The following is a 14,191-nucleotide window of genomic DNA, read 5'->3' as shown; positions in this document are numbered from 1 at the left end:
CGCCCGCGCCGGCATGAGGCCCTTACCGGGCCCACTGAAGGTCGATAACGTGAAGCATCTTCGACGGCTGTCCTGGGGACGGGACGGACGAGGGACGACGAGGGTCGGACATGACCGAATCCAGTGAGTGGCTCATCTACCGTGGTGCCGGGGAACCCCACGACGGCATGAGCCGACTGCCCGCACCGCCTCCCTGGCGGGACTTCTCGGGCCGGGACGCGGCGGGCGGCGACGGCTCCCGGGACCGCAGACTCGGCGGGTACCGGCACCTGGCCGAGCTGCACCGGCCCGGCGCCGAGGAGCTGGAGATGATCAACGCGGCGCTCTACCTGCGCCGCCCCCTGCTCGTCACCGGCAGCCCCGGCACGGGCAAGAGCACCCTCGCCCACTCCGTGGCGTACGAACTGGGCCTGGGCGAGGTGCTGCGCTGGTCCATCGTCAGCCGCTCCACGCTCCAGGACGGCCTGTACCACTACGACGCCATCGGCCGCCTCCAGGACGTCCAGATCGCCTCACAGGGCGGGTACGGCGCGGCAGCCGGCAGCCCGGGTGCCATGGAGGCGATCGGCAGCTACATCCGCCTCGGCCCGCTCGGCACGGCCCTGCTCCCCGCCGCCACTCCGCGTGTGCTGCTGATCGACGAACTCGACAAGAGCGACATCGACCTGCCCAACGACCTTCTGAACGTGCTGGAGGAAGGCGAGTTCGAGATCCCCGAGCTGCAGCGGATCGCGGACCGGCTGCCGGACGGCGAGGCCGAGGTGCTCACCGATGACGGCACCAAGGTCCGGGTCCGCGACGGCCGGGTGCGCTGCCGGGCCTTCCCGTTCGTCGTCCTCACCAGCAACGGCGAACGCGACTTCCCGGCCCCGCTGATGCGCCGCTGCATCCACCTCGAGCTGGACCGCCCCGACCACAACCGCCTCGCCACCTTCGTTCGCGCCCACCTCGGCGACGAGGCGGCCCGCGCGGGCGACGACCTGATCAACCGGTTCCTGGAGCGCTCCCGCAGCGAACTCCTCGCCACCGACCAGCTGCTGAACGCCATCTACCTCACCGACGCGACCGCCCCGCCCAGCCGTGACCGGCTCGCCGACCTGCTCATCCAGCGTCTCGACCGTCCGAGGTGAGCCGCTGATGCCGGAGGCGACATCCCGACACGGTCCCGTCCCGCCGGAACCGGACCCGCGCGGCACCGAGGGCGCGCCGCTGGCCGAACTGGTCCGCCTGATGCGCGAAAGCGGGCTCGACCCCGACCCGGAAGGGCTGTCCGACGTCCTCTGGCTGGCCCAGTACGCGCACCCAACGGCCGGGGCGGCCACGGACGGTCCCCGGGGCCCGGGTTCCGCCGCGCGCTCCCGCCCGTCGGAGGCGAGCGCCGAGACGGCCGTCCCGTCGGCGGGGGACCCGCGGGGTGCCGTACGGCATCCGGAACCCGCGGCGGACGCCGGCCGCCCGTCCGCGGTGCCCCCCGAGGCCACCGGAGCCGACCGCAGGCTGTTCCTCCACCCCGTGCCGCAGCAGCACGGCGCCGGGCACGGCCGGGCCGCCGGGCGGATCGCCGGCGTGCCGTTCTCGGCGCCCGCCGCCCCCGCCCTGCCGGCACTTCTCGGACTCCAGCGTGCGCTGCGGCCGTTGCAGGCCTATCGCAGTGCCGCGCCGCCGCTGCGCGTCGCGCTGGACGAGACGGCGACCGCCGAGCAGAGTGCCCGGGCGGGCGGCCTGATCATGCCCGTGTACCGCGCCGTGACCCGGGGCGACGCCCAGCTGCAACTGATCCTGGAGGCCTCCACCTCGATGCGGGTCTGGGACCGGATGTTCGACGAACTGGTCCAGGTGTTCGGTCAGTTGGGGGCCTTCGGGGACATCCAGGTGAGCCATCTGCACACCGGACCCGACGGCGCGGTGGCGGTCAGCCGCAGCGCGGACGTGCACGCGGCCCCCCTGCACCCCGCCGACCGCCTCAGCGACCCGACCGGACGCCGGATCACCGTCCTGGTCAGCGACTGCGTCGGGCCGCTGTGGCACAGCGGCCGCGCCCACCGGCTGCTCCACCGGCTGTCCCGGCAGGGCCCGGTCGCCGTGCTCCAGCCGCTGCCGCAGCGGATGTGGCACCGCACCCGGCTGCCGGTGACGCACGGAGAGCTCAGCCGGGGCGACACGCTCGGCGGGGCCGGCGTGCTGCGGGTGCGCACCGCGTCGGGGATCGCCCCGGGCGGAACGCGGGGCGCCGTACCGGTGCCGGTGCTGCCTCCGGAGCCGGTGGCGCTCGGGGCGTGGGCGAGGCTGCTGTCCGGGATCGGCGGACCGGTCCCGGGGGCGGTGGGCTGGGTGCGCCCGGACCAGCCGGCCGCACCGGCGTCCCGCCCCGCGCGCGCCGTGTCCCCGGTCGAGCGGTTCCGCGGGTTCCGGTCCACCGCCTCGCCGAACGCCGTCCAACTCGCCGTCTACCTGGCGGCCGCCCCGCTCTGGCTGCCGGTGATGCAACTGGTGCAGCGGACGATGCTGCCCTGCTCCGGGCCCTCCGAACTCGCCGAGGTGCTGCTCAGCGGCCTGATCACCCGTGCCCGCGAGGACCACGGCGACCAGGGCGCGGACGGCGCCCCGTGGTACGAGATGAAGCCCGAGGTCCAGGAGCTCCTGCTCGCCGGGCTCCGCCGCGACGAGGCCGTCCTCGTCCTCAGGCGCTGCTCGGAGTACATCGAGCAGCGCTTCCGCAGGGGCGGCGCCAACTTCCCGGCCCTCGCCCTCCTCCAGCTCGGTGACGGGGACGCCGGACGGCCGCACATCCCGCTGGGCACCGGCCGGCCGGCCCCGGCGGACCACGACGGGGACGCGACCCCGGTACCGCAGCCCTTCGCCGAGGTCGCCGCCCGGGTCCTCGAACGCTTCATGCCGCTGCCCGAACAGTTCCGGTCCTACGGCCGCGACACCGGCGTACCGTCCGGCGAACGCGCCCCCCACCGGGCCGTCGGCCGGGCCCGCACCCTGCGCGCCCGGTTCGACGCCGAGGGCATGGTGCAGGACCTCATCGACGCCGTGGGGCTGCTGCGCGGGGCGACCGGGCACGGGGAACTCGCGCAGCCGGAACCCGAGTTGTGGGCGGAGTACGCGACCTGCGTGCTGCGGCTGTGGCAGGTGCAGGGCGGCGGCGGCCTGCTGCGCGAGGCCGAGCAGGCGGCGGAACGGGCCGTGGCCCACCCCCACGCCCTGCGCGAACGGGCCGTCCTGGCCCGGGTGCTGCGGGCCGCCGCCACCGACCGCAGGCGGCACGGCGACCTGGCGGCCGCCCTCGATCTGCTGCGCCGCGCCGACCGCGAGTACACGGTGGCCTGCGCCGCCCCGGGACTCGACGAACGGGAGGCGCTGGAGCTCGCGCTGGAGCGGGCCGGCGCGCTGGAGGAGCAGTGGCGGCTGGGCGGCGACAGCGCGCTGCTCCAGGGCGCCGTCGGCATGCTGGAGGCGTTCGCCGACGTCTGGCCGGACCAGCGGCACCGCCCACCCGGACTGGCGCCGGCCCACGGACGCCTCCTGCTGCGCCTCTCCGAGGCGACGGCCGACCTCGAACAGGCCCGCCGCTACGCGGAACAGAGCGCGCGGTCGCTGCGCATCGCCGTGGACGGCGACGAGGACGGCGACGCCGGGACCGCGCCCTCCCCGGAGCGCGTCCGGGCCCTGCTGGACCTCGTCGACGCGCTGCTCAGGTCGGACGGTGACCTGGAGGAGGCCCGGCAGCGCGTCGAAACGGGCCTGGCCCTGGTCCCCGGCAAGCAGAGCCTGCGCGCGCGGCTGCTGGTGCGGGCGGGGCGCATCAGGGCGGCGCGGTACAGGGAGTCCGGGGAGCCGCGGGAACTGGGGGCGGCGGCGGCCTGGTTCAGGCAGGCGGCGGAGTCGATGCCCCGGGACGCGCCGGGGCACGCGGACGTCCTCGCGGAGTGGGGCGAGGTCCTGCTCCGGCAGGCGGATCGGGGGACCGGTCCGCACACCCTGGAACCGCTGGCCGAGGCCATCCGGGTGCTGCGGGACTGCCGCAGCGAGACGCCCGCGGGCAGCCGCGAACTCGCTCCTCGCCTCTTCCTGCTCGGGCGTGGACTGGTGCTCCGCTACCGTGCCCGGGGCGAACGTGTCGACCTCAGGGAAGCCGAGTACATCTTCGGGCTCGCGGCGCAGGACTTCGACGACCCGCTGCTGTCGGCCCGCTGCCTGATCGAACTGGGGCACGTCCAGTACGAGGCGCACCGGAGCCCGGACCGGCCCACCCGTCTGGACGCCGCCGTCGACTCGTTCCGGGCCGCCGCGGAGGCGGCATCGGAGGCCGAGGAGGCCGGCGGGCCGGCCCGGGCGCGCTCGGAGGCCGTGCAACTCGGTGCACAGGCGCACCACTGGCGTGGTATGTCCTACGATGCGGCGCATCGCCCGCAGGCCGCGCGCGAGGCCTATCGGCTCGCCCGTACGCTCTGGTCTAGGTTGCCCGAGGGGTGGGCGGTCACGGGTGAGCCCACTGCGCAGCAGACGGCGCGGCGGCTGGCGGAGCTGGATCGGGACTGAGCAGCAGCATGATGCGAGAGGAACCTGGGGTGGACGCAAGGGACCGGGCGTTGCCGGAGGCCGGGGCGGCGGAGCCGCTGCCGGACCTGCCGGACCTGCTCGAACTGGACCTGGGGGAACTGAAAGAGGTGGACCATCCCGTCTTGCGTCAGGTGCTCGCGGAGCTGACGGAACGGGCGGCCCGGCCGACCGAGATGCTCTGGGGATTCAACAACTCGTTCTAGGCGGCGGCGGGACGGCCCCACCGAGTCGGGCCGTGGAAGCGGGGGGTGACCGACGTGTCCGAAGAGGCTGCGGCCGGATCCGGATCCGGGAGCGGACGAGGGGGCGCGGGGCCCGCCGGGCCTTCACCGTTCCGTCAGTTCATCGTCAAAGTGCACGGCCGCTGCAATCTGGCCTGCCGTTACTGCTACCTGTACGAGGGCCCCGACCACACCTGGCGCGGACGCCCCGCGGCGGCACCGGACGCCGTGCTCGACCGCACGGCGGACCGGATCGCCGAGCACGCGCGAAGCCATGGGCTGACAGCCGTCTCGCTCGTCCTGCACGGCGGTGAACCGCTGCTGGCGGGCGCCGGCACGCTGGTCCGCTTCACCGGACTCGTCCGCGACCGCGTTCCCGCCGACTGCGCGGTCCACGCCACCGTGCAGACCAACGCCACCCTCCTCACCGAGGAACGGATGACCGCGCTGGCCCGGCACGGCATCCGGGTCGGCATCAGCCTGGACGGCGGGCTCGCCGCGCACAACGCCCGCCGCGTCGACCACGCCGGACGCCCCTCCTGGCCGGCCGCCTCGCGCGGGGCCCGGCTGGTCGCCGACCGCTTCCCGGACGCGTACGCCGGAATCCTCACGGTCGTCGACCCCACCCTCGATCCGGTGGAGACCTACGAGTCCCTGCTCGCCCTGCGCCCGCCCGCCCTCGACCTGCTGCTGCCGCACGGCAACTGGTCCGCGCCGCCGCCGCACCTGGAGGCCACACGCTACGGCGACTGGCTCTGCGCGGTCTTCGACCGCTGGTGGCGCTCCGGCCGCCGCGAAGTACGGGTACGGCTCTTCGAGGAGTGCATCGCGCTGCTGCTGGGCCTGCCGGCCGCCACCGAGTCGCTGGGACTCGCCCCGTTCGACGCCGTCGTCGTGGAGACCGACGGGTCCATCGAACAGGTCGACTCGCTGAAGTCCGCCTACGAGGGCGCCGCCGAGACCGGTCTGGACGTGTTCCGGCACGGCTTCGACGACGCGTTGCGCCACCCCGGGGTGGCCGCCCGGCAGGCCGGCGTGGCGGCGCTCTCGGCCCAGTGCCGGGCCTGTCCCCTGCTCGACGTCTGCGGCGGCGGCCACTACGCCCACCGCTACCGGGCCGGGGACGGCTTCACGAACCCCTCCGTGTACTGCGCCGACCTGCAACGCTTCATCCGGCACGTGCACGGGAGACTCACCGGGGCCACCACGACGGCCCCCGTCCCCGCCCCGGTGGCGTCCACGTCCGAGGAGAGGCCCCCGCCCGTGCTGTTCCCTTCACTTCCGGACCGCTCCCTGGACGCACTCGGCCGCACCGAAGGCGATCCGGAGACCCTGGCCCTTCTGGTGCGCGACCAGGACACCCGGCGCCTGCTCATGCTGCGCGCCCTGCTCGACGCGGCCGAGGGCGCGGACGCGGCGGTGCTCCCGGCCGGCGCCCGTGCCCGGCTGCGGGAGGACTGGCAGCTGCTGGAGACGGCGGACCGGGTGCTTCCCGCCGGGGACCGGGGGAGCCCGCCGCCCTACGCGACGACCCCCGCACGGGCCCGTCTCCTCGACCCCCTGGTCGGCCTCTGGGTCCGCCACTGCCTGAGTGGTCTGGGACCGGAGGCCGGACCGCCCACCGAGCGGCGCGTTCGCGAACTCGGACGCGATCTCGGCCACCTCGGGGCGCTCGCCGCCGCGGCCGCCGCCCGCGCCGGGATCTCCTTCACCGTACGGCTGACCGCCCGGGACGGCGTGCTCGTGCTGCCGTCGCTCGGGTCGCTGCGCACGGCGGGGCCGGGGGAGGTTCCGGTCGACGTCGACTGCGCGAACGGAAGGTTGACGCTGCGTCAAAGCGGCGCCGCGGCTGTCGTGGTCCGGATGGAGGACGGTATCGGCGCCTGGTCCGCGGCGCCCGGGTGGACGCCCGCGTACGCCCTGCCCGGTCTGGTGCCCGACGGGCCGCCGTTGCCGCTGGACGACCTGGATCCGTACCGCACCGTGCACGGCGACCCCCGGCACCACGAACTGAGCGGCCCGACGGCGCTCGACGAGACGGCCCGCAAACGCTGGCTGGAGGCCTGGTCGGGGACCGCCGACATGCTGCGTCTGGGCGGCGAGCACCGGGTGACCGAAGCCGTCGTCCTGCTGCGCTGCCTGGTGCCGCTCGCCGAACCGCCCCGGCCCGACCCGGACACCACGGACACAGGAGGGACCGGCAGTTGCAGCGGAACGCGCCGCGAGGCCTTCGGCGCGCTGTTCAGCAGCGCACCGCCCACTCCGGCTACGTTCGCCGCGACGATCGTGCACGAACTCCAGCACACGAAGCTCTGCGTGCTCAGCGACATGCTGGACCTGCACCACGCCGGGCCGCAGCAGCGTCACTTCGCGCCCTGGCGCCCGGATCCTCGCCCCTACGACGGTCTGTTGCAGGGCGTGTACTCGCATCTCGCGCTGGCCGACTTCTTCCAGCGCTGCGCCCTCCGGGCCGAGCACCCGGGGCACCGCGAGACCGCCTGGTCCGAGCACGCCCGCTACCGCGCCCAGGTGGCGGCGGCGCTGCCCGCACTGGTGGGATCCCCCGAACTCACCGCGCCCGGACGGCGGTTCGTGGACCAGTTGGTCGCCACCCATGAGCGCCTGGCCGAGTTCCCCGCGCCCAGGGGCCACACGGCGCGGGCGGAGGCGTCCGTGTCCGAGGCGCGCGACCTGTGGACCCGGCGGCACGGCCCCGTGGTCCGGCACCCGCGGGAGTGACGAAGTGCCGCCCGCCCGCCGTCTCCGCGTCGGTCACCTACCGGAGAACTGCGCGGAGGCCCTACGATTTCTGGCGATCCAGGGGAGGCTGCTGCATGTTCGAAGCCCATGGCCACGCGTGCCGGCCGTGACAGGTCTGGAACTCCGGTGCCGGCCGGGCCGGCCGAGAGGGGGGTCGTGAGGCAGACGATCACGATCAGCTTCGCCCCGTTCAACCGGGCCTGGGCGATGTGGATCGGGGACAGGCTGGAGCGGCTGGGTGTCCGGGTCGTCTACATGCGCTGGGACGCCCCGCCGGAGGAGACCCTGGTGGACCTCCTGCGCGACCTCGCGCTCGCCCCGGGGCGGGTGCTCGTCCTGGTGAGCGAGCACTACTTCCAGCTCGGTTCCCGCACCTTCGCGGAGTGGAACGCGGCACTGCGCGAGGTCGTCGCACCGGACCCCGCCAGGTTCGCCGCCGTCTGCGTCACCAGCGCGCCCACCCCCACCGCCGTCGCCGTACTGGCACCGGTCGACCTGACCAACATGGGTGCCGACGAGGCGGAACGGCGGCTGTTGGACCGCCTGGACCTGTCCGCCGTGGGCCGCCCGCCGGACGAGGGCCGTCGCGGACCCCGCTTCCCCGCCGAGATGCCCGAGGTATGGGGCGGTGTGCCGCGCCGCAACACCCGCTTCACAGGCCGCGAGCCGCTGCTGAACGACGCGTACCACCTGCTGCAGAGCAGCGAGCCGGGAGCCGGGGTCGTCACGCTGTACGGCATGTCCGGGGTGGGCAAGACCCAACTGGCCGCCGAGTACGTCTACCGCTTCGGTTCCGAGTACGACGTGGTGTGGTGGGTCAATGCGGAGAGCAGGGTCTCCTTCCGCCGTCTGCTGGCCGAACTCGCCCCGAAACTCGGCCTGTCCACGGGCGACGAGTACGGTGAGCGGCTTCGCGCGGTCCGTGACTCGCTGCGCCGGGGCACCCCGTTCTCGCGCTGGCTGCTGATCCTGGACGGCGCGGACGAGCCGGACCAGATCTGGGACCTGCTCCCGACCGGACCGGGGCACGTGGTCATCACCTCCCGCAACCCGGAGTGGGCCGAGCACAACAGCCGGCTGCTCGAAGTGCACGTCTACGACCGTGAGGAGTCGGTCGCCTTCATCCGGCGCCGCGCGCCCCGGCTGACGGAGGAGGAGGCCGACCGGCTCGCCGAGGCCCTGGAAGACCTGCCCCTGCTGCTCGACCAGACGGCCGGCTGGCTGAACGACTCGGACCTGACCGTCGAGGACTACATCGCGCTCCTGGAGGACGGCGTCGACCTCGACGTGGTCCGGGTGTCCGCCGACTTCCCCCTGGCCTTCCAGACCGCGTGGTCGATCCTGCTGAACAAGCTGCGGGAGACGGTCCCGGAATCCGTCGACCTGCTGCGCCTGTGCACGTTCTTCGCGCCGGGCTTCATCCCCGTGCGCCTGCTGCGCGACATGTCCCACGACGACCTGCCGGAACAGCTGACCGGGCTGCTGGACGACCCGCTCCTGTGGAACAAGGCGATCAACCAGCTGCGCCAGTACTCCGTGGTCCGTCTGGAGTCCCACGAGGTCGGTACGGACGCCGGGCCGTCGGCCGGGGAGTCGGCGTACCTGCACCGGATGGTGCACCAGGTCGTCAGCAGGGACATGCCGGAGGAGGACCGGCGGGAGTTCGTCGACGTGGTGCGGCGGGCGCTGGCCGAGGCGGACCCCGGCCGTCCGACCGACACCCGCAACTGGGAGGCGTACGCGGAGATCGTGCCGCACCTGAAGTACGCGGACGTCATCAACAGCACCGACCGCAAGGTGCAGACCCTCGTCCTCAACTGCCTGCGCTACATGTACTACGCGGGCGAGTACACGGCCGGCTGGAAGCTGGCCAGGCGGACCGTCGAGGCCTGGCGGGAACTGCTGGGCGAGTCGCACCCACGTGTCTGGGAAGCCACCAACGACTACGCCAACCTGCTGCGGGCGTCGGGCCGGTTCGAGGAGACCGAGAAACTCGACCGGCACGCCATGGAACACCTGTTCCGCGAGCGCGGGGACCGGGACCTGGACGCCCTGCGCGCGGTCAACGGGCTGGGCGCCGACCTGTGGAGCCTCGCCAGGTACGACGAGGCCCTGGAACTGTACGAGTGGCTGCACCCCGCCTACCGCGAACTCCTCGGCGACCAGGACTCCCGTACGCTCAACGCCCTGAACAACCTGGGTTTCGCCCTGCGACTCGTCGGCCGGTACCAGGAAGCCCTGGAGATCGACCGGCAGACACTGGAGCAACGCCGGCTCGTGCTGAAGGGCCGGCACCTCTGGACGCTGTTCTCCGAGGTGTCGTACTCGATCGGGCTCAGGCTGCTGGGCCGCTACACGGAGGCCGAGTCCATCCAGACCAAGAACGTGCGCGACTACCGGCTCGTCGTGGGCGAGAACCACCAGAACACCCTGCGCGCCGAGCACAACCTGGCCCTCTGCAGGCTGCGCGGCGGAGACCGCGCGGCGGCCGGAACGCTGCTCGCGAAGGTGGTGGAAGGCTTCGAACGCAAACTCGGCGTCTGGCATCTCCTCACCCTCGCCGCCGCCGTCAGCCACAGCTGCTTCCACCGTGAGCACGGCGACATCGACCTGGCCCGCGAGACCGGCGACTCCGTCCTGGAGCGCTACCTGCGCCTGCTGCCGGAGGGACACCCGTTCATCATCGGCGCCCGCGCCAACCAGGCCCTGGTGCTGCGCGCCGTGGGAGAGCGTGAGAACGCCCACGCACTGATCGAGCAGGCCCTCGCCGACATGGCCGGCGCCGTGGGCGAGAACCACCCCTACACGCTCGGCTGCGCCATCAACGCCTCGGCGATGCGCAACCTCGTCGGTGACACGGAGTCCGCGGCGGAACTGAGCAGGACCACGATCGTCCGGGCCACCGAGACCCTCGGCCGCACCCACCCCCTCACCCTGTCCGCCCGTGTCGCCCACGCGTACGACCTGCGTGGGCTGCGCTCGCGCTCACAGGCCGAGAAGGTCGAGCGGGAGGCCCTCGCCGACTTCGAAGCCACCCTGGGCCGGCAGCACATCCACACCATCTCGGCGCGTGCCCGCAACCGCCCCTACTGGGACTTCGAACCCCAGGCCAGCTGATCTCCGTGCCACGCCGAAGGGCCCGGCCCCCGTGACGGGGACCGGGCCCTTCGGCCGGTGTGCCGGGAGGCCTACGCCTCGAACACCTCGCGCACCAGCTGCTCCTGCTCCGCCTGGTGCCGCTTCGCGGAACCGACGGCCGGGGAGGAGCTGTGCGGGCGGGAGATGCGGCGCAGGCGCTCGCCGGCCGGGACGTCCGCGCCGACCGCCAGGTCCAGGTGGTCGATCAGGTTGAGCGCGATGAACGGCCAGGCACCCTGGTTCGCCGGCTCCTCCTGGACCCACAGGTACTTCGCGGCGTTCGGGTACTTGTTGACCTCGGCCTGGAGCTCGGCACCCGGCAGCGGGTACAGGCGCTCCAGACGGATGATCGCCGTGTCCGTCTCGCCACGCTTCTGCCGCTCGGCCTCCAGGTCGTAGTAGACCTTGCCGGTGCAGAAGACGACCTTGCGGACCGCGTTCGGGTCCACCGACGAGTCGCCGATGACCGGGCGGAACTCGCCGCTCGTGAACTCCTCCGCCTTCGACGCCGCCGCCTTCAGACGCAGCATCGACTTCGGGGTGAAGACGACCAGCGGCTTGTGGTGCGGGTTGTGCACCTGCCAGCGCAGGAGGTGGAAGTAGTTCGACGGGAGGGTGGGCATGGCCACCGTCATGTTGTTCTGGGCGCAGAGCTGCAGGAAGCGCTCGATGCGGGCCGAGGAGTGGTCCGGGCCCTGGCCCTCGTAGCCGTGCGGGAGCAGCAGCGTGACGCCGGACGTCTGGCCCCACTTCTGCTCGGCCGCCGAGATGTACTCGTCGATGACCGACTGGGCGCCGTTGGTGAAGTCACCGAACTGCGCCTCCCACATCACCAGCGCGTCCGGACGGGCCAGCGAGTAGCCGTACTCGAAGCCCATCACCGCGTACTCGGAGAGCAGCGAGTTGTAGACGTTGTAGCGGGCCTGGTCCTCGGACAGGTACAGGAGCGGGGTGTAGTCCGCGCCCGTCTCCCGGTCGATGAGGACCGCGTGGCGCTGGCCGAACGTGCCGCGCTGGGAGTCCTGGCCGGACAGGCGTACCGGGGTGCCCTCCATCAGCAGCGAGCCGATGGCCAGGGTCTCGCCCATGCCCCAGTCGATGGTGCCGTCCTCGATCATCGCCGCCCGGCGCTGCAGCTGCGGCAGCAGACGCGGGTGGACGGTGAAGTGGTCCGGGATGTTGACCTGGGACTCGGCGATGCGCTTCACGACCTCCGCGGAGATCGCGGTCGGCACGGCGACCGGGAAGCCGTCCTGCGGCTCCTGGGCGTCCGCGGCGGCCGGCTGCGACGTGGCCTCGCGGACCTCCGTGAAGACCTTCTCCAGCTGGCCCTGGTAGTCCTGGAGGGCCTGCTCGGCCTCTTCCAGGGTGATGTCGCCGCGACCGATCAGGGACTCGGTGTAGAGCTTGCGCACCGAGCGCTTCTTGTCGATCAGGTCGTACATCAGCGGCTGGGTGAAGGCCGGGTTGTCCGACTCGTTGTGACCGCGGCGGCGGTAGCAGATGAGGTCGATCACCACGTCCTTGTTGAACGCCTGGCGGAACTCGAAGGCGAGCCGCGCGACGCGCACGACGGCCTCCGGGTCGTCGCCGTTCACGTGGAAGATCGGGGCCTCGATCATGCGGGCCACGTCCGTCGCGTACATGGAGGAACGCGAGGACTCGGGGGCCGCGGTGAAGCCGACCTGGTTGTTGATGACGATGTGGACCGTGCCGCCGGTGCGGTAGCCGCGCAGCTGCGACATGTTCAGGGTCTCGGCCACCACGCCCTGGCCCGCGAAGGCCGCGTCACCGTGCAGGGCGACGGGCAGGACGGTGAAGTCCGTGCCGCCCTTGTTGATGATGTCCTGCTTGGCGCGGGCGATGCCCTCGATGACCGGGTCGACCGTCTCCAGGTGGGAGGGGTTCGCGGCCAGCGAGACGGTGATCTGCTCGCCGTCCAGGCCGGTGAAGGTGCCCTGGGCGCCCAGGTGGTACTTCACGTCGCCGGAGCCGTGCATCGACTTCGGGTCGAGGTTGCCCTCGAACTCGCGGAAGATCTGCGCGTACGACTTGCCGACGATGTTGGCGAGGACGTTCAGGCGGCCGCGGTGGGCCATGCCGATGACGACCTCGTCGAGACGGGACTCGGCGGCCGAGTCGAGGACGGCGTCCAGGAGCGGGATGACGGACTCGCCGCCCTCCAGGGAGAACCGCTTCTGGCCGACGTACTTCGTCTGCAGGAAGGTCTCGAAGGCCTCCGCCGCGTTCAGGCGGCGCAGGATCCGCAGCTGCTCCTCGCGCTCCATCTTGGAGTGCGGGCGCTCCACGCGGTCCTGGATCCACTTGCGCTGCTTCGGGTCCTGGATGTGCATGAACTCGATGCCGGTGGTGCGGCAGTACGAGTCGCGCAGCACGCCGAGGATGTCGCGCAGCTTCATCATCGACTTGCCGGCGAAGCCGCCGACCGCGAAGTCGCGCTCCAGGTCCCACAGGGTGAGCCCGTGCTCGGTGATGTCGAGGTCGGGGTGCTTGCGCTGCTTGTACTCCAGCGGGTCGGTGTCGGCCATGACGTGGCCGCGGACCCGGTAGGAGTGGATCAGCTCGAAGACGCGGGCGGCCTTGGTGACGTCGTCGTCGTGCGAGGCGTCGATGTCCCGGAGCCAGCGGACCGGCTCGTAGGGGATGCGCAGGGCCTCGAAGATGTCGTCGTAGAAGCCGTTCTCGCCGAGCAGCAGGTTGGCGACGGCGCGCAGGAACTCGCCGGAGGCGGCGCCCTGGATGACGCGGTGGTCGTAGGTCGACGTGAGCGTCATGACCTTGGAGACGCCGAGCTTGTTCAGGGTGTCCTGGGAGGTGCCCTGGAACTCCGCCGGGTAGTCCATGGAGCCGACGCCCATGATGACCGACTGGCCGGGCATCAGGCGCGGGACCGAGTGGACGGTGCCGAGGCCGCCGGGGTTGGTCAGGGAGACCGTGACGCCGGTGAAGTCGTCCATCGTCAGCTTGTTGTCGCGGGCGCGACGGACGATGTCCTCGTAGGCCTGCCAGAACTCGAAGAAGTTCAGGGTCTCGGCCTTCTTGATGGCGGCCACGACGAGCTGGCGGTCGCCGTTGGGCTTCACCAGGTCGATGGCCAGGCCCAGGTTGACGTGGGCCGGCTTGACCAGGGTCGGCTTGCCGTCCTTCTCGCCGAACGACCAGTTCATCGACGGCATGGCCTTGATGGCCTGGACCATCGCGAAGCCGATCAGGTGCGTGAAGGAGATCTTCCCGCCCCGGGCGCGCTTCAGGTGGTTGTTGATGACGATCCGGTTGTCGAAGAGCAGCTTCACCGGGACCGCGCGGACCGAGGTGGCCGTCGGCAGCTCCAGCGAGGCGTTCATGTTCTTCGCGACGGCGGCGGCCGGGCCACGGAGCGTGATCAGCTCGGGACCCTCGGGCGCGGCGGCGGGCGCGGCCTTGGCGGCGGCGGCCGGCTTGGCGGCCGGGGCCGGTGCGGCGGGCTTCGCGGGCGCCGGAGC

6 protein-coding genes and 1 pseudogene are annotated in these 14,191 nt (G+C 72.6%); 6 read left to right on the top strand and 1 reads right to left on the bottom strand.

Annotation, left to right across the window (positions count from 1 at the left end; all coding sequences use genetic code 11):
* Nucleotides 1-110 precede the first annotated feature (110 nt).
* The 6 genes and pseudogenes from MB828_RS06215 (at nt 111) to fxsT (ending at nt 10,667) form a co-directional block, all read left to right on the top strand.
* Nucleotides 111-1,130 (top strand): AAA family ATPase, encoded by a 1,020-nt coding sequence (locus MB828_RS06215; RefSeq protein ID WP_133025333.1) that lies wholly within the window; start codon nt 111-113, stop codon nt 1,128-1,130.
* A 7-nt stretch (nt 1,131-1,137) separates the two neighbouring features.
* Nucleotides 1,138-4,548, top strand: a complete 3,411-nt coding sequence (locus MB828_RS06210; RefSeq protein WP_301647283.1) for an SAV_2336 N-terminal domain-related protein — start codon at nt 1,138-1,140, stop codon at nt 4,546-4,548.
* 29 nt (nt 4,549-4,577) lie between these two features.
* A complete protein-coding gene (fxsA, locus tag MB828_RS06205; RefSeq protein WP_046731191.1) occupies nt 4,578-4,772 on the top strand; it encodes an FxSxx-COOH cyclophane-containing RiPP peptide in 195 nt (64 codons plus the stop codon).
* A gap of 141 nt (nt 4,773-4,913) precedes the next feature.
* Nucleotides 4,914-6,011: pseudogene (locus MB828_RS06200) on the top strand (FxsB family cyclophane-forming radical SAM/SPASM peptide maturase); the annotation flags it as partial.
* 153 nt (nt 6,012-6,164) lie between these two features.
* On the top strand, nt 6,165-7,529 hold the full coding sequence (locus MB828_RS06195; protein ID WP_343236153.1) for an aKG-HExxH-type peptide beta-hydroxylase: 1,365 nt from the start codon (nt 6,165-6,167) through the stop codon (nt 7,527-7,529).
* A gap of 108 nt (nt 7,530-7,637) precedes the next feature.
* Nucleotides 7,638-10,667, top strand: coding sequence for an FxSxx-COOH system tetratricopeptide repeat protein (gene fxsT, locus MB828_RS06190; protein ID WP_301647282.1), 3,030 nt, complete (start codon nt 7,638-7,640; stop codon nt 10,665-10,667).
* A gap of 71 nt (nt 10,668-10,738) precedes the next feature.
* On the opposite strand, the gene MB828_RS06185 is transcribed toward fxsT, so the two are convergent.
* Nucleotides 10,739-14,191: multifunctional oxoglutarate decarboxylase/oxoglutarate dehydrogenase thiamine pyrophosphate-binding subunit/dihydrolipoyllysine-residue succinyltransferase subunit (locus tag MB828_RS06185; protein ID WP_301647281.1), on the bottom strand; the 3,453-nt coding region annotated here is incomplete at its 5' end.

This window comes from Streptomyces arenae (assembly GCF_022343545.1).
Taxonomy (GTDB): Bacteria; Actinomycetota; Actinomycetes; order Streptomycetales; family Streptomycetaceae; genus Streptomyces; species Streptomyces humi.
This window is presented reverse-complemented; position numbering and strand designations above follow the sequence as displayed.